We start from the raw sequence: 16,370 nt of genomic DNA on the forward strand, positions 1-16,370 counted from the left end.
TGGCCTGCTGGCAGATCACGCCCGAACACGACACGGATAACGGCGCGGCGGACCCGAGCGGGTCGCCGAACGGCAGAGGAACGATTCAGCCTCTGCTGTAGCCTCGGTCGCAAGGGAAATGCAACCGCTGCCGCCGATACCTCCGCAGTGCCATCCGCTCCCGGACAGCGAAGTATTGGTCGATACGTAAATCTTAAGCCTTTTTCCGAAATCCGGATCATCGGATCGCAATTTCTTTCGGCAACCCGTCCGTTTCAGTGCTGATGGAGGTTTCTGCGCGCTTCACCGCCTTCCTGACCCATCAGCTGGATCAGTTTTCCGATCGCCCCGACCTCCACTCCCTGGTCGTCTACCTCGCCATGACGCGCCAGGGCGGCAAGCCGGGCCTGGTGCCGGTGGGCCAGTGGCCACGCCGTTCCACCGCCCTGCCTGCCGTCGATGAAGACCGCAGCCTGCAGCTGCCCTGCCCGGAGCGACGCTGGCTGCCGCTGCGCCGCGAGCAGCTCCTGCTCGGTGCCATCCGGGTGGAAACGGCCTCCCTGCCGTGGTCGCCCACGCTCACGCCCCGGCTGCAGGCCACGGCCCAGGCGGTCACCGAAGTGCTCTGCCTCGATCTGGAGGAGCAACGGCTCACGCGCCAGCTGAAGCGGAACCAGGAGGATCTGCGGCTGCTGGTGCACCAGCTGCGCAACCCGCTCGCCGCCCTGCGCACCTTCGGCAAGCTGCTGCTGCGGCGCCTGGAGAGCGACCCCGACAACCGCTCCCTGGTGGAGAACCTGCTGGCGGAAGAGCAGCAGCTCAACCGTTACGTGGAGGCGATCGATGGGCTGATCGAGCGGCCCCTGATCGGCCCCGGCAGCCAGGATCCCCAGCCCCTGCTGCTGCCGCCCTCCCTGAGTTCGGGCCAGCCACAGGCGCTGGCGGAGCGCCTCGATCCCCTGCTGAAACGGGCCGCCGCCACAGCTTTGCTGCAGGGCCGTCGCTGGCTGGGCGGCGAGGTCCTGCCCCAGTGGTTCGGTGACAGCGGTGCGGTGGCCGAGATCGTTGCCAACCTGCTGGAGAACGCCTTTCGCTACTGCCCGCCCGGCGCACCGATCGGCCTGGAGGTGGCCCACGCCCCCGGCGACGCCGAGCGGCCCCGGTTGATCGTCTGGGACGGTGGAGCACCGATCGCCGCGGCCGAGCGGGAGGCGATCTTCGAGCGCGGCATGCGGGGAGCGCAGGCCGCCGGCACAGCCGGTACGGGCCTCGGGCTCACCCTGGCCCGGGCGCTGGCCCGCAGCCTGGGTGGTGATCTCACCCTGCACATCCCGCCGCAGGAGCTGGATCCGGCGCTGCCCGGCACCGGCAATGCCTTCTGCCTGCAGCTGCCCGCCAGCAGCGCACCTGCCGTGGGCCGGCTCAGGCCAGCGCCACCATCCACGCCATGAGGGCCAGCGCCAGGGCTTCACACCACTCCACACAGGCGCCGTAGGTGTCGCCGCTGTGCCCACCCAGGCGGCGCCCCAGCAGCCAGGGGATCACCAGCGCGGGCACCAGGCCAAGCGCGCCCAGACCGCCCAGGCCCACCGAGCCGGACGCCAGGGCCAGCAGCACGAGCAGAGGCAGGGAGGGCAGCAATTCGCGGCCAAGGCCGCGCCAGTGCTGGCGATGAAAGCCGGCGCTGCCGCCGCTGGTCTGCCGCAGATACGGAAACCATTGGATGGCGACCAAAGGGGCGAGGCGCCCCCACACCGCCGCCCAGATCAGGGCCAGCGCCACCAACGGCGCCGGGGCCACCTCCGCAAGGGTGAGCAGGGCGGCGGCGCGCACCAGCAGCACCTGCGCGAACGCGACCACGCCACTGGCTCCCACCCGGCTGTCGTCCATCGCCTCCAGCGCCCGCTCGCCTGCCGCGAGGCCGTCGGCGGTGTCCATCACCCCATCAATGTGAATCCCGCCGCTGAGGCTGAGGCCACAGGCCAGCACCAGCGCCACCTGGGCCGCGGGCGGCAGCCCGCCATCGCTGAGGATCCAGAGCAGGCCCTGCAGGCTGCCAAGCACGGCGCCGATCCAGGGGCCGAAGCGGGCGATGCGCTCAAAGCGAGGCTGCACCCGCGGCCAGGCCGGCAGCACGCTGTAGAAGATCCAGGCACCGGCGAGCTCCTGCCACCAGGCCGGCGGGGCGGACGGGGATGGCGGACGGGAAGACACGAACCGCAGCGCATCGGAAGGGAGCACCTAGGTTCGTCGACCGTGCGCGCGCTGATGCCGTGAATCGCTCCGCCCCCGAGGCTGCCGGGCCTGAGGCCGCGGCGCCATTCCGTTTTCAGGTGTCCCACCGCTGCAGCCACAGCCATGCCCGCTGCGGCAGCTTCCACACCCCTCACGGGGTGGTGGACACGCCGCGCTTCATGCCGGTGGGCACCCTGGCCACGGTGAAAGGGGTCACCCCCGAGCAACTGCGCGCCACCAAGGCCCAGATGGTGCTGGCCAACACCTATCACCTGCATCTCCAACCAGGCGAACAGGTGGTGGCGGAAGCGGGCGGCCTGCATCGCTTCATGGGCTGGAGCGGCCCGCTGCTCACCGATTCCGGTGGCTTCCAGGTGTTCAGCCTCGGGGCGATCAACACGATCAACGACGACGGCGTGGTCTTCCGCTCCCCCCGTGACGGCGCCCGCATCACGCTCACGCCGGAGCGGTCGATGGAGATCCAGATGGCGCTCGGTGCGGATGTGGCCATGGCCTTCGACCAGTGCCCCCCTTATCCGGCCAGCGAAACCGATGTGGCGGAAGCCAACCGGCGCACGCACCGCTGGCTGGAACGCTGCATCGCCCACCACAGCCGGCCCGATCAGGCCCTGTTCGGCATCGTGCAGGGGGGCACCCATGCCCACCTGCGCGAAGAATCGGCGCGGGCGGTGGCGGCGATGGGCCTGCCCGGCATCGCCATCGGTGGGGTGAGCGTGGGCGAACCGGTGGAGGCGATGCATCGCATCGTGCGCCAGGTGACGCCGCTGCTGCCGGACGACCGGCCGCGTTATCTGATGGGGGTGGGCAGCTACCGCGAAATGGCGATCGCGGTAGCGCAGGGGATTGATCTGTTCGACTGCGTGCTGCCGACCCGGCTGGGCCGGCACGGCACCGCACTGGTGGGAGGCGAGCGCTGGAACCTGCGCAATGCCCGCTTCCGCCACGACCACACCCCGCTCGATCCCAGCTGCCCCTGCCCGGCCTGCGCCCACCACAGCCGCGCCTACCTCCACCACCTGATCCGCAGCGAGGAACTGCTGGGGCGCATCCTGCTCAGCCTCCACAACCTCACCCAGCTGCTGCGCTTCACCAGCGCCATGGCACAAGCGATCCGCGAGGGGTGTTTTTCAGAGGATTTCGCTCCGTGGGAGCAGGGATCTCCGGCGGCGCACACGTGGTAGCGTCCGAGCCACACAGGTTTCCAAGGCCCGCGATGCCTTTCTCCATGCTGTTCGCCCTCGCGACTGCCAACGCCGCGCCGGGCTCCACCCTGGCCCAGCTTCCCGAGGCCTATCAGGCGTTCGGTCCTCTGGTGGACATCCTGCCGATCATCCCCCTCTTCTTCCTGCTGCTGGCCTTCGTGTGGCAGGCCTCGGTGGGCTTCCGCTGATCTCCTTGTCTGGATCGCGCTCCGCTGATCGCATCCTCTCCGACTTGGTCTTCCGCCGCTAGCGGCAGCTGATCGCCGTGGCAAATGGCTGTGTGGCGATGGCGGGGTGCTTCAGCGCGGTTCCCGGATCACCGCCCAGGCAAAGGCCGGCAAGGCCAGCATCCGCTGCCAGCGGGCCGGTTCCTGAATCAGCCGGAACAACCATTCCAATTGCAGGGCGCCCATCCACCGGGGCGCCCTTTTTTTGACGCCGGCCCAGACATCAAAGCTGCCGCCCACCCCCATCCACAGCCCGCGGCGGCCGTGGTGGACGCGTTGAATCCAGGTTTCCTGGCGGGGCACCCCCAGCGCCACCAGCACCAGATCCAGCTGGGCGCTCTGCAGGGCGTGCTCCAGGCCTGGCCAGGCTTCCGGCGCCTGGTAGCCGTGGATCGTCATCACCAGCTGGAGGGCGGGCAGGCGCCGGCGCAGTTGCTCGCTCAGTGAGGCCATCACCTGCGGGCTGGCCCCCACCAAGGCCACGCGCCAGCCGGCCTCGGCGGCCTGCTGCAGCAGCCGATCCGCCAGCTCGATGCCGGGCGTGCGCCGCACCCGATGCCCCTGCCGGCGCAGGGCCCACACCACGCCGGCGCCATCGGGAATCACCAGCTCGGCGGCATGGATCACCGCGCCCAGCTCCGGCTGCTCCAGGGCGGCCATGGTCATCTCGGCATTGAGGGTGACGATCTGGCCGCCGCCGGCACCATGGAGATCCAGCGCTGCCGCGAACACATCCGGGCAGACATCCACCGGCAGGCCGAGCACCAGGGAACGCCGGCCAGCCAACGGGGTGGATTGTGTGGCCATCGCTGCCTGAGGGCCGTGGGGCCGCGGGAGAGAATGAGTGGAGAGTACCGGTGCCGGTGGCGCCGCGATTCCCGTCGCACGGAGCCGGAGCAGGAATGACAGAGAGCTGGGCGGCGGACACCTGGAGCAGCGGCGATGCCTCCCATGGCCTGCCCGCACCTGAAGCGCCGGTGATGCAGGGTCCCCTGCGGCTGGAGCGGTCCGAGGCCGAAGCGCTGCTTGAGCGGCTCCACGCCCAGATCGACCATGTGGTGCTGGTGCGCCAGCACCCGATCAGCGGCCTGCTGCCCGCCAGCACCGCCCACACCGTGCACGGCAACTACGGCGACGCCTGGGTGCGGGACGGGGTGTATTCGATTCAGTGCGTCTGGGGGCTGGCCATCGCCCAGCGGCGCCTGCACGGAGCCGGCACACGCGTGTATGAGCTGGAACAGCGGGTGCTGCAGCTGATGCGCGGCCTGCTCACGGCGATGATGCGCCAGGCCCACAAGGTGGAGCGCTTCAAGCGCAGCCTCGACCGCCTCGATGCCATTCACGCCAAGTTCGAGACCTCCAGCGGCGATCCAGTGGTGCCGGATGACGGCTGGGGCCACCTGCAGCTCGATGCCACGGCGCTCTACCTGCTGCAGCTGGCGCAGCTCACCCGGGCGGGGCTGGTGGTGGTGCGCAGCCATCACGAGCGGGATTTCCTGCAGAACCTCGTGTACTACGTGGCCCGCGCCTACCGGGTGGCCGATTACGGCATCTGGGAGCGGGGTGACAAAGGCAACCACGGCGAACCGGAGCGGAATGCCAGTTCGATCGGCCTGGTGAAGGCGGCGCTCGAGGCGCTCGAAGGGCTGGATCTCTACGGCCCCCATGGCGACGGCCACTGCCTTCTGCACATTCCCCACGACGCGATCGTGCGGCTGCGGCGGGCCCTGCAGGCTCTGCTGCCCCGGGAATCGGCCAGCAAGGAGGTGGACAGCGCCTGCCTGGCGGTGATCGGCTACCCGGCCTGGGCGGTGGACACGCAAGAGCTGGTGGAGCGCACCCGCACCAAGATCCGCCGCGAGCTCGGCGGCGCCTACGGCTACAAGCGCTTTCGCCGCGATGGCCACCAGACCCTGATCGAAGACCACAACCGCCTCCACTACGAACGGGAGGAGCTGGCGCAGTTCGAGAGCATCGAGTGCGAATGGCCGCTGTTCCTGGGCTACGAGCTGGTCACCGCCTGCTGCGAGCAGCGCTGGGAGGAAGCCTGGCGCTGGCGCCGGCGGCTCGAATCCGTGAGCGTGCTGGTGGAGGGCGTGCCGCTGCTGCCTGAGCTCTACCTGGTGCCGGAGGAGGCGATTGCCGCAGAGCGGCGCCAGCCCGGCAGCCAGGCCCGGGTGCCAAACGCGAACGTGCCGCTGCTGTGGACCCAGAGCCTCACCTGGCTGGGGGATCTGCTGCTGCACGGCCTGATCGAGCCCGAGGACATCGACCCCTGCGGGCGGCGGCTGCCACGGCCGCTGGGGGCGGAGCAGGTGCTGGTGGCCCTGGCGCCGGCCACAGCCGAGATCGCCGACGCCCTGGAGCAGAAAGGCCTGCCGGTGAGCCGGCCGGATGGCGCCGTGCGCATCGCCAGCTCCCAGCAGCTGGCACGGCGCAAGGCGCAGGTGGGCGCCAACGCCCGGCTCGGTCTCAGCGGCCACCCGCCCGTGCGGATGGAAACCATGGCCACGGCGCGTCTCTACCGCTGCCCGGGCGCCGACGGCGAGGACCCCATCGCCTTCCTGCCCGCCGTGCTGGAGGAGGGCACCTTCTACCTGGCCGACGACCCTGAACAGCTCGCCGACACGGTGGTGAGCGAGCTGCGGGTGCTGATGCGCCAGTGGCGCGGGCCGGGGCTGCCGCTGCTGGTGATTCCCCTCGCCGTGGTGCCCTTCGGCAGGGATCCCGGCGCCTTGCTGCGGCTGGGTGAAAGGCTGCAGGAAGGGCTGGTGGAGGGGGTACCGGTGCGGCTCGACCGCCTCGAAGCCTTCACCGAGCTGGCCGGCTGGGAAACCCTGCCGCCGCTGCCGGCCGCCACCGCGCCGGCGGCCAACAGCCGCCCCCCACTCCTTCAGCAGAGCACGAGCCAGCAACCGCTCACGATCCAGCAGGAGCAGGAACTGGATGACGCGCCCCTGCCGGTCCTCGCGGACCGGCTCTGGAGCAGCACCTCCCTGCCCGAACAGGCCGAGGTGCTGGAGCAGCTGGTGCGGCGGCTCGGCCCCAACGCCATCCTGCAGGGGCCGTTCAGCAGCGGACCGGTGACCCTGCGGGGTCTGGTGGAGGAGGTCTACCGCCGCGGACTGATGACGGGCGACTGGAACGTGGTGCGACGCTGCGGCGGGCTGATGCAACTGGTGCACCCCCAGCTGGAGGATGCGCTCACCGATCTGCTGGTGCACCAGAAGCAGCTGGTGGTGGGCCGCAACTACACCCGCGACTCGCTGATCACCGAACCGCAGGGCAGCGTGGCGATCGCGGCAATGATCCAGCGCTTCAGCGGCGAGGACGGCCGTGAATGGATGCTGCAGCAGGAGCTGCTGCTTGCCCTCGATGGCCTGGCGCGGCTGGAGCCGAAACTGCTGCAGGGCAGCCTCACCCTGCAGTTGGGCCAGCTGCTGCTGCTGCTCACCGGCGAGCTGGCCGCCGAGCAGGATCTCACCCCCGACGAAGCCTTCGAAACGCTCTGCAGCCTCCCGCCCCATGCCATCCGGCGGCGGTTGCGGGCCGTGCTCGCCGACGTGGATCACGCCCGCGAGGCGCTGCTGGCCAAGGAGCAGCTCCACCTGCAGGGGCGGGTGCAGTGGGAAGTGCCGGATCCGATGGAAGATCTCCCCCCCGGCGGTACCAGCTGGCTGCAGCATCGCCAGCGGCTGGGGGCCCTGCAGCGGGTCCCGCGCGATTTTTACGCCGGCATCTGGGACCTGCTGCACCATTGCCGCGGCCTGGTGATCGGCGACAAGCTGGAACGCCGCAACCGCCTCGAGAGCGAACCGCTGCTGTCGGAGAAGACCCGGGGCGAACGCAACTTCGCCGCGCTGGTGGAGCACCTGCTGATCAAGATCGAAGCGCCGGAATACCGGCAGCTCTGCACGGAAACACTGCTGTCGCTAGTGGCCTTCGTGGGGGCCAACCCCCAGGTGCGCTTCGACGACTACCTGGCCCTCGATGTGGTGATCGGCTACGCGGTGCGGGCCGGCTGGGCCCAGACCCATCCGCACCAGCCGATCGAGAGCTACCCACAGCAGAAGGCGTCGGCCTGGGATCTCTTCTACCGCTCCTCACCGGCCACCTGCCGCCGCTGGCAGATGCTGGCCCTGCGCGACCTGGCGGTGATCCCCCGGGCACCGGCCCCGGCTCAGATGGGCGCGTCGAGGGCCATGCAGAGCGCCGGCTGATCCACCGCCCGCTCGATCAGGTTGGCCAGCAGCAGGGCGCGGGAGGCCTGCTGGCCATCCACCGCCGGGGTTTCCCGGCCACGCACGCACTGCAGGAAGTGCTCCAGCTCGGCGTAGAGCGGCTCGATCGAGGTGGTGCTCACCTCCTCGATGAAGCCATCGTTGCGGTAGAGCAATTCGCCGTGATCGGCCGACACCCACTCGTGGGCGCGGCGGTGGATGTGCAGGCTGCGGTTGAGGAAATCGGTTTCCACCAGGCTGGCGCGGCAGTGAGCGCTGAGGCTGCGGATCTTGCGGTGGGCCATCTTGCTGGCCGTGAGGCTCGCCACCACGCCGTTCTCGAAGCCGAGCGTGGCGTTGACGTAGTCGATCGGGCCTTCGCCGCTGCGCCCGCCGGCCGCCGCCAGCCGCACCACCGGCGCCTGGGCGAGCTCCAGCACCAGGTCGATGTCGTGGATCATCAGATCGAGCACCACCGACACATCGTTGGCCCGATCGGCATGGGGGCTATGGCGGCGGGCTTCCAGCACCACCACTTCCTCATTGGCCACCACCTTGCGCAGTTCGCGGAAGGCGGGGTTGAAGCGCTCGATGTGGCCCACCTGCAGCTGGCGGGCGCTGGCTTCGGCGGCTTGAATCAGGGCGCTGGCCTCCTCCTGGGTGGCGGCGATCGGCTTCTCGATCAGCACGTGCAGGCCGGCCTGCAGGCAGGCCATGCCGACCCGGTGGTGCAGGAGGGTGGGAACGGCGATGCAGACCGCCTCCACCTCACTCAGCAGCGGGCCGTAGTCGGGGAACCAGCGGCAGCCGAACTGCTCGACCGCCAGGCGGCCGCGCTGGGCGTCGGGGTCGGCCACCCCCACCAGCTCCGCATCGCGCAGGAGGCTCAGCACCCGGGCGTGGTGCCAACCCATGTTGCCGATGCCAATGACCCCTACCTTCACCGGCGTGATGGGATCCGTCGTCATCGCGTCACATGCTCACGCGTCAACGGCCCAGACCTCGTTCCTGAGACGGCATTATCAACGATCACCCTGCGCTGCGGGGCCCCGTTCATCGGCAGACCGGCAGGTGATGTGAACCCGCTCAATGCGGGGGCCGTCCATGGCGGTGATCTCGAAGTGGTGGCCCTTCCAGCGCAGGCTCTCTCCGGGCGCCGGGATGTGCTGCAGCCGCTCCAGCAGGAAGCCGGCCAGGGTGTGGTGGCCATCGGCTTCGGGCAGACGCAGGCCCAGCTGCCGGTTCAGCTCGAAGATTTCCAGCTCGCCGGCCACCAGCCAGCTGTCGTCCGGCAGCTGCTGAAGATCGTCGCCACCCTCGTGCTGATCGTCTTCCTCGCCGACGATCTCGCCGGTGAGATCGGCCACCGTGACCAGCCCCTCGGTGCCCCCGTGCTCATCAACCACCACCAGCAGCGGCTGGCCGCTGCGGATCAGCGGCAGCAGCTCCGCCAGCGAGGCGGTTTCCTGCACGCGAGCCACCGGTGAGATGAAGGGGGCCAATGGGGTGTCCCCCTGCAACTGGCCGCGGGCGATCGGTTCGGCGAGGCGGCGCAGGTCGAGCATGCCGCGCACGTCGTCCAACGACTGGCCGATCACCGGGAAGCGGGCGTGATGGGTCTGGTGGACCGCATCCATCAGTTCGGCGAAGCAGGCATCAAGCGGCAGGGTGACCATGCCGGAGCGGGGCACCATCACCTCACGCACCTGCGTGTCCCGCAGGGAGAACACCCCTTCGAGGATGTTGCGCTCATCCGGCATCAGGCCCGTGACGCTGTTCGATTCGATCAGGGTTTCCAGCTCCCCGGCTGACAGTGCCGGCACCAGCGCATCCCAGTTGCGGGGCAGCCCCAGCAGGCGCAACAGCGTGACGGTGACGCGCTCGAACGCCGTGAGCAGTGGCGCCAGGGTGCGGCTCACCGACTCCAGCACCGGTGCCAGCCGCAGGGCGGAGGCCTCCGGGCGATGCAGCACCCAGGCCTTCGGGATCAGGCCGCCCAGCAGGGTGGCCAGGCTCACGATCACGGCGAACACCAGCAGGTCGATCCAGGGGCTCTCACCCTCGGGATCGAGGTTGGTCGCCAGGCCTTGCCCCGACCAGCCCAGCGCCACCACCGCCAGCGTGGCGCCCAGCTGGGTGGCCAGCAACGTGCGGCGCAGCCGCTTCTGCAACCGCTCCACCGCCTTGGCGCCCGGCGTGCCCCCGCTGGCGAGCACCTGCACCCGGCTGGGGCGCAGGCGGATCAGGGCAAATTCGGCGGCGGCGAAGAAGCCCAGCAGGGCCACCAGGGCCACCAGCAGGAGACTCAGGCGCAGGACCAGCACGATCGGAGCGTCAGGGGCGAAGGGAAGGGTCACTCCACAGTGACGCTCTTGGCCAGGTTGCGGGGCTGATCGACGTCGAGGCCGCGATGGGCCGCGATGTGATAGCTGAGCAACTGCATCGGGATCACGGTGAGCAGGGGCGAGAGCAGCTCGTCGACGGCCGGCACCGGCAGCAGCACATCGAAGAGTCCGGTGTCGGGGCCTTCCGGCGCCACGCCGATCAGACGGGCGTCACGCGCCTTGGCCTCCTGGGCGTTGGAGAGCACCTTGTCGAACACCACACCAGGCATGGCGATCGACACCACCGGCACACGCGCATCGAGCAGGGCGATCGGCCCGTGCTTCATCTCGCCGGCCGGGTAGCCCTCGGCGTGGATGTAGCTGATCTCCTTGAGCTTGAGGGCCCCCTCCAGGGCGATCGGGTAGTTGATGCCCCGGCCCAGGAAAATCACGTCCTGGGTATCGGCGAACAGGTGGGCCAGCTCGGCGCACTGGCGGTCGTGCGTTTCCACCAGCTGCTGGAGCTGGGCCGGCAGGGCCCGCAGGCCGCTCACCAGGGCCTGCAGCTGGGCCGGGCTGCGGCTGGAGCGCCGCTCGGCGAACGACAGGGCCAGGCCATAGAAGGCCAGCAGCTGGCCCATGAAGGTCTTGGTGGCGGCCACCCCCACCTCGATGCCGGCGCCGATGTCGAGCAGGTGGGGAACCAGGCGTCCGAGCGAGCTCTCCGCCCGGTTGGTGATGCCCAGCAACTTCGGGGCGTAGGCGGGATCGGGGATCAGGTCGCGCCGCTCACGCTCCATCAGCAAGGCGGCGAGGGTGTCAGCGGTTTCGCCCGACTGCGTGACCCCGATCGTGAGGGTATGGGGCACCAGCGGCGGCGGTGCGTAGCGGAACTCGCTGGCGTAAAACACCGAGGTGGGCAGGCCGGCCAGCTGCTCCAGCAGGTAAGCGCCCACCATCGAGGCATGGCGGCTGGTGCCGCAGGCGAGGATCTGAATCCGCTCCACCTGCTCGAACACCCCGTCTTCCAGGGGCAGGGCCACCAGGGAGGGTCCGGCCGGGCCGCCGTTCGGCTCGGGCAGGTGACGCGCCACCCACAAGGCCGCCGTTTCCGACTGCTCATGGATCTCCTTGAGCATGAAGTGGCGGAAGCTGCGCTTGTCCGCCACGTGCTCGGTGCCGGTGAGCAGGCGCGGCAGGCGCTGCACCCGGGCACCGGCGGCGTCGTAGAGCTCGATGCCGAGGGGCGTGAGCAGGGCCAGCTCGCCGTCCTCCAGCGGCAGGATCGTGCGGGTGAAGCCGGCCAGGGCGGGCGTGTCGCTGGCACAGAGGAACTCCCCTTCGCCAAGACCGATCAGCAGGGGTGCCTGACGGCGGGCCACCACCAGGGCGCCGGGCGTCTGGGCCCACAGCACCGCGAGGGCGTAGGCGCCATGCAGCAGGGGCAACACCTGCTGCAGCGCTTCGAGCAGAAGGGCGCCGCTAGGGATCGCCCCCGCGTCCAGCCGCGCCGCCAGCTCCCGCGCGATCAGGTGCGGGATCACCTCCGTGTCGGTGTCGGAGCGGAAGTGGACGCCCTGGGCCTGCAGCTCCTCGCGCAGTTGCCGGTGATTTTCGATGATGCCGTTCTGCACCACCGCCAGCTGGCCGCTGCCATCGAGGTGGGGGTGGGCGTTGCGCTCCTCGGGCTTGCCGTGGGTGGCCCAGCGGGTGTGGCCGATGCCGCAGTTGCCGGGGGCGCCCTGCCGCTCCAGCCGCTGGGCCAGGTTCACCAGCTTGCCCTCGGCCCGCAGGCAGACGAGCTGGTGGGTGCCGGCCAGGTCAGCCGAGGGGGCGGCGGCCCCGGCAGCCATCGACACGGTGGCCAGACCGGCGGAGTCGTAGCCGCGGTACTCAAGCTGACGGAGGCCTTCCATCAAGAGAGGGGCGGCCTCCCTGGAGCCGATCACCGCAACGATGCCGCACATGGGCGATGGGCCGGAATTGGGGTGGTTCTACAGGATCGCCGCTGCCTGGCAACAGTGCCAGGTGCCAGCTGCTGCGAGCTGACAGGTGCCAGGTGCAGGGCCGCCGGCACCCAGGCCGAAGCTTCTTGCGGCAGGCACGCACAGCGGGCAGGGCCCGACATGCAAAAGCCCGGCGTGCGCCGGGCTGGAAGCGCTGCAGAAGGCTGCGCCTGACTTCAGTAGGCCAGACCCATGCTGCGGCTGGTCTCGTCCCCCAGATAGACGCGGACGCTGAGGAAGTCGGTGGGGCAGGCGGTTTCACAACGCTTGCAACCGATGCAGTCTTCGGTGCGAGGGGAGGAAGCGATCTGGCCGGCCTTGCAGCCATCCCAGGGCACCATCTCCAGCACATCGAGAGGGCAGGCACGGACGCACTGGGTGCAACCGATGCAGGTGTCGTAGATCTTGACGGAGTGGGACATGCCCGACCGGAGGCGAACGGCGTGCGGCCAAGGTACCCAAGGCGACCGAAGCCAAGGCTGGGCCGGCCCGAGGCCGTCATTCTTTTTCATATGGCTCGGGGGCCCGTCCGGGGCGACCCGTAGGATGCGGCCTCCCTCTAAGCGGCCATGTCACAGGAAGCGATCTTCGAGAAAGTGCGTTCGATCGTTGCCGAGCAACTCAGCGTGGATGCCGCTGAGGTCAAGCCCGAATCGAACTTCCAGAACGACCTCGGCGCCGACTCTCTCGACACGGTGGAGCTGGTGATGGCCCTGGAAGAAGCCTTCGATATCGAGATCCCCGACGAGGCCGCTGAAGGCATCACCACCGTGGGTGATGCCGTGACTTACATCCTGGATAAGCAGGCCTGAGGGTGTTGATGGTGGAGGGACTCCACCGCGTCGTGGTCACAGGCCTGGGCGCGGTCACACCGATCGGCAACACCGTTACCGATTACTGGGAAGGCCTGGCCTCGGGGCGCAATGGCGTGGCCGCGATCACCCTGTTCGACGCCTCGCGCCATGCCTGCCGTTTTGCGGCGGAAGTGAAGGATTTCGATCCCGTCGGCATGATCGACCGCAAGGAAGCCAAGCGCTGGGATCGCTTCTGCAAGTTCGGCGTGGTGGCCGCCAAGCAAGCCGTGCTGGATGCCGGTCTCACGATCGACGACACCAACGCCGACCGGGTGGGTGTGTCGATCGGCTCTGGTGTGGGCGGACTGCTGATGATGGAGAGCCAGGCCCATGTGCTGGCCGACCGCGGGCCGGACCGGGTCAGCCCGTTCTGCGTGCCGATGATGATTCCCAACATGGCCGCCGGCCTGGCCGCCATCGCCCTGGGGGCCAAAGGTCCGAGCAGCGCCGTGGCCACCGCCTGTGCCGCCGGCTCCAACGCCATCGGCGACGCCTTCCGCCTGATCCAGATGGGCCTGGCCGACGCCATGGTGTGCGGCGGCGCCGAATCGGCGATCACTCCACTCGGGGTGGCGGGTTTCGCCAGTGCCAAGGCACTGTCGTTCCGCAACGACGACCCCGCCACCGCCAGTCGCCCCTTCGATGCGGAGCGCAACGGCTTCGTGATCGGCGAAGGGGCCGGGATTCTGGTGCTGGAAAGCCTGGATCACGCCACCCGGCGCGGCGCCGAGGTGCTGGCGGAGATCGTCGGCTACGGCATGACCTGCGATGCCCACCACATCACCTCCCCCACACCCGGTGGGGTGGGTGGTGCCGAAGCGATGCGGCTGGCCCTGCGTGATGCCCGCCTCGACGCCGAAGCTGTGGATTACGTGAATGCGCACGGCACCAGCACCCAGGCCAACGACAGCAACGAAACGGCCGCCATCAAGGCCGCGCTCGGTCCGCACGCGCTGCGCACACCGATCAGCTCCACCAAATCCATGACCGGCCACCTGCTCGGCGGCAGCGGCGGCATCGAAGCCGTCGCCGTGGTCAAGGCGATGGAGCACAACCTCATACCCCCTACGATCAACTTCCAGAATCCGGATCCGGCTTGTGATCTGGATGTCGTGCCGAACCAGGCGCGGGAACAGAAACTGAACGTCGTGCTCTCGAACTCCTTCGGGTTTGGTGGTCACAACGTCTGCCTCGCATTCCGCAGGAAGCCCTGAACGCCCCCGTTCAGCCGTCCTTCAGGAAGCCCTCACACCACCCCCCTCCTCTTCGCCATGGTCGCTGCCCCTTCAGTGGACACCTTGTCCATCGACACCCTCTGCATCAACAGCATCCGCTTCCTGGCGATCGATGCCGTCAACAAGGCGAATTCCGGTCACCCGGGCCTGCCGATGGGCGCAGCGCCGATGGCCTATGCGCTGTGGGACAGGGTCCTGAAGCACAACCCCAGCAACCCCGGCTGGTTCAACCGCGACCGCTTCGTGCTCTCGGCCGGCCACGGCTGCATGCTGCTCTATTCGCTGCTGCACCTCACCGGCTACGACAGCGTGGGGCTGGAGGACATCAAGCAGTTCCGCCAGTGGGGCTCCAAGACCCCCGGCCACCCGGAAACCTTTGAAACCGCCGGTGTCGAAGTCACCACCGGCCCTCTCGGCCAGGGCATCGCCAACGCCGTGGGCCTGGCGATCGCCGAAGCCCACATGGCAGCGCGGTTCAACAAGCCCGGCGTTGAGCTGGTTGATCACTACACCTACGTGATCATGGGCGACGGCTGCAATCAGGAAGGGGTGGCCAGCGAAGCCGCCTCCCTGGCGGGCCACCTGGGCCTGGGCAAGCTGATCGCCCTCTACGACGACAACCACATCACGATCGACGGCAACACCGCGGTGTCGTTCACCGAAGACGTGATGAAGCGGTACGAGGCCTATGGCTGGCACGTGCTGCATGTGCCCGATGGCAACACCGATGTGGCGGCGATCACCAAGGCGATCGAGGAGGCCAAGGCGGTCACCGACAAGCCCAGCCTGATCAAGGTCACCACCACCATCGGCTACGGCTCCCCCAACAAAGCCAACACCGCCGGTGTGCACGGCGCCGCCCTCGGCGCTGACGAAGCCGAACTCACCCGCGAGGCCCTCGGCTGGTCGTATGGACCGTTCGAAGTGCCCCAGCAGGCCTACGACCACTGGCGTCAGGCCCTCAGCCGCGGTGCCGCCGCCGAAGCGCAGTGGAACGCCGACCTGGAGACCTACCGCTCCCAGTACCCCACCGAGGCAGCTGAATTCGAGCGCCAGCTGCGTGGCGAGCTGCCCGAGGGCTGGGAAGCCAAGCTGCCCACCTTCACCCCCGCAGACAAAGGTCTGGCCACCCGCCAGCACTCCTACAACGTGCTCAACGCCGTGGGACCCAGCCTGCCGGAGCTGATCGGCGGCTCCGCCGACCTCACCCACTCCAACCTCACCGACATCAAGGGCGAGGCCAGCTTCCAGAAAGGCGGCGAAGCCAATCGCTACCTGCACTTCGGCGTGCGTGAGCACGCCATGGCCTCCATCCTCAACGGCCTGGCTTATCACGGCAGTGGCCTGGTGCCCTACGGCGGCACCTTCCTGGTGTTCGCGGGCTACATGGTGGGCGCCATGCGCCTGTCGGCCCTCAGCGAGCTGGGCGTGATCTACGTGCTCACCCACGATTCCATCGGCCTCGGCGAAGACGGCCCCACCCACCAACCGGTGGAAACCCTTGCCTCACTGCGTTCGATCCCCAACCTGCTGGTGATGCGTCCCGGCGATGGCAACGAAACCAGCGGCGCCTACAAGGTGGCGATCAGCAACCGCAAGCGCCCCACCGTGCTGGCCCTCAGCCGCCAGGCGATGGTGAACCAGGCCAACTCGTCGATCGATCAGGTGGCCAAGGGCGGCTACGTGCTGATCGACTGCGACGGCACCCCCGATCTGATCCTGATCGGCTCCGGCACCGAGCTCGACCTCTGCGTCAAGGCCGCCGAGCAACTGAGCGCGGATGGCAAGCAGGTGCGCGTGGTGTCGATGCCCTGTGTGGAGCTGTTCGAGGAGCAGGACGCCAGCTACCGCGAAGCGGTGCTGCCCGCGGCGGTGCGCAAGCGCCTCGTGGTGGAGGCCTCCAGCTCGTTCGGCTGGCACAAGTACTCCGGCTTCGACGGTGACACCGTGTCGATCGATCGCTTCGGTGCCTCCGCCCCTGGCGGTGTGTGCCTCGAGAAGTTCGGCTTCACGGTCGACAACGTGGTGGCGAAGGCGAAGGCCCTGGGCTGAGCCGTTCCGCCATGC

General features: G+C 69.1%; 13 protein-coding genes. 7 read left to right on the forward strand and 6 right to left on the reverse strand.

Annotated features, from left to right (window positions below; translation table 11 throughout):
* Positions 1 to 263 precede the first annotated feature (263 nt).
* Positions 264 to 1,430, forward strand: coding sequence for a sensor histidine kinase KdpD (locus CJZ80_RS12220; protein WP_094513963.1), 1,167 nt, complete (start codon positions 264 to 266; stop codon positions 1,428 to 1,430).
* Here CJZ80_RS12220 and CJZ80_RS12225 read toward each other — a convergent pair.
* Entirely contained in the window at positions 1,402 to 2,193 is a 792-nt protein-coding gene (locus CJZ80_RS12225) for an adenosylcobinamide-GDP ribazoletransferase (protein ID WP_094513968.1), read from the reverse strand. The two genes, CJZ80_RS12220 and CJZ80_RS12225, sit on opposite strands and share 29 nt — an antisense overlap.
* Positions 2,194 to 2,312: 119 nt before the next feature.
* Here CJZ80_RS12225 and tgt point away from each other — a divergent pair, with 119 nt between their 5' ends.
* Both tgt and CJZ80_RS12235 read left to right on the forward strand, forming a co-directional pair.
* A complete protein-coding gene (gene tgt / locus CJZ80_RS12230) occupies positions 2,313 to 3,416 on the forward strand; it encodes a tRNA guanosine(34) transglycosylase Tgt (RefSeq protein ID WP_369803071.1) in 1,104 nt (367 codons plus the stop codon).
* A gap of 44 nt (positions 3,417 to 3,460) precedes the next feature.
* Positions 3,461 to 3,625, forward strand: coding sequence for a photosystem II reaction center protein K (locus CJZ80_RS12235; RefSeq protein ID WP_094513972.1), 165 nt, complete (start codon positions 3,461 to 3,463; stop codon positions 3,623 to 3,625).
* Positions 3,626 to 3,736: 111 nt separating this feature from the next.
* On the opposite strand, the gene CJZ80_RS12240 is transcribed toward CJZ80_RS12235, so the two are convergent.
* Positions 3,737 to 4,471, reverse strand: coding sequence for a WecB/TagA/CpsF family glycosyltransferase (locus CJZ80_RS12240; protein WP_094513641.1), 735 nt, complete (start codon positions 4,469 to 4,471; stop codon positions 3,737 to 3,739).
* A gap of 173 nt (positions 4,472 to 4,644) precedes the next feature.
* On the opposite strand from CJZ80_RS12240, the gene CJZ80_RS12245 reads away from it, so the two are divergent.
* Positions 4,645 to 7,884 carry a glycoside hydrolase family 15 protein gene (locus CJZ80_RS12245; RefSeq protein WP_094513975.1) on the forward strand — a complete coding sequence of 1,080 codons (3,240 nt, stop codon included), beginning with the start codon at positions 4,645 to 4,647 and terminating at the stop codon, positions 7,882 to 7,884.
* Here CJZ80_RS12245 and CJZ80_RS12250 read toward each other — a convergent pair.
* The 4 genes from CJZ80_RS12250 to psaC all read right to left on the reverse strand — a co-directional run bounded on the left by CJZ80_RS12250 (position 7,845) and on the right by psaC (position 12,636).
* Positions 7,845 to 8,852: a Gfo/Idh/MocA family protein gene (locus CJZ80_RS12250; RefSeq protein WP_094513644.1), complete on the reverse strand. Its 1,008-nt coding sequence runs from the start codon at positions 8,850 to 8,852 to the stop codon at positions 7,845 to 7,847. The two genes, CJZ80_RS12245 and CJZ80_RS12250, sit on opposite strands and share 40 nt — an antisense overlap.
* Before the next feature lie 54 nt (positions 8,853 to 8,906).
* On the reverse strand, positions 8,907 to 10,199 hold the full coding sequence (locus CJZ80_RS12255; protein ID WP_094513978.1) for a hemolysin family protein: 1,293 nt from the start codon (positions 10,197 to 10,199) through the stop codon (positions 8,907 to 8,909).
* A gap of 38 nt (positions 10,200 to 10,237) precedes the next feature.
* Positions 10,238 to 12,175 (reverse strand): glutamine--fructose-6-phosphate transaminase (isomerizing), encoded by a 1,938-nt coding sequence (glmS, locus tag CJZ80_RS12260; protein WP_094513647.1) that lies wholly within the window; start codon positions 12,173 to 12,175, stop codon positions 10,238 to 10,240.
* Positions 12,176 to 12,390: 215 nt separating this feature from the next.
* Positions 12,391 to 12,636, reverse strand: a complete 246-nt coding sequence (gene psaC, locus CJZ80_RS12265; RefSeq protein ID WP_094513650.1) for a photosystem I iron-sulfur center protein PsaC — start codon at positions 12,634 to 12,636, stop codon at positions 12,391 to 12,393.
* A gap of 147 nt (positions 12,637 to 12,783) precedes the next feature.
* Between psaC and acpP the strand changes: the two genes are divergently transcribed.
* Genes acpP through tkt form a run of 3 tightly spaced genes read left to right on the forward strand, consistent with a single transcriptional unit; the run spans position 12,784 to position 16,355 of the window.
* Positions 12,784 to 13,026 (forward strand): acyl carrier protein, encoded by a 243-nt coding sequence (gene acpP, locus CJZ80_RS12270; RefSeq protein WP_094513653.1) that lies wholly within the window; start codon positions 12,784 to 12,786, stop codon positions 13,024 to 13,026.
* Positions 13,027 to 13,034: 8 nt separating this feature from the next.
* The gene (fabF, locus tag CJZ80_RS12275; protein WP_094513981.1) at positions 13,035 to 14,282 is read left to right on the forward strand and encodes a beta-ketoacyl-ACP synthase II; all 1,248 of its coding nucleotides are present in this window, start codon (positions 13,035 to 13,037) and stop codon (positions 14,280 to 14,282) included.
* Positions 14,283 to 14,339: 57 nt separating this feature from the next.
* Positions 14,340 to 16,355: a transketolase gene (gene tkt, locus CJZ80_RS12280; RefSeq protein ID WP_094513656.1), complete on the forward strand. Its 2,016-nt coding sequence runs from the start codon at positions 14,340 to 14,342 to the stop codon at positions 16,353 to 16,355.
* Positions 16,356 to 16,370 lie beyond the last annotated feature (15 nt).

This window comes from Synechococcus sp. MW101C3 (assembly GCF_002252635.1).
In the GTDB taxonomy this organism is placed as follows: Bacteria; Cyanobacteriota; Cyanobacteriia; order PCC-6307; family Cyanobiaceae; genus MW101C3.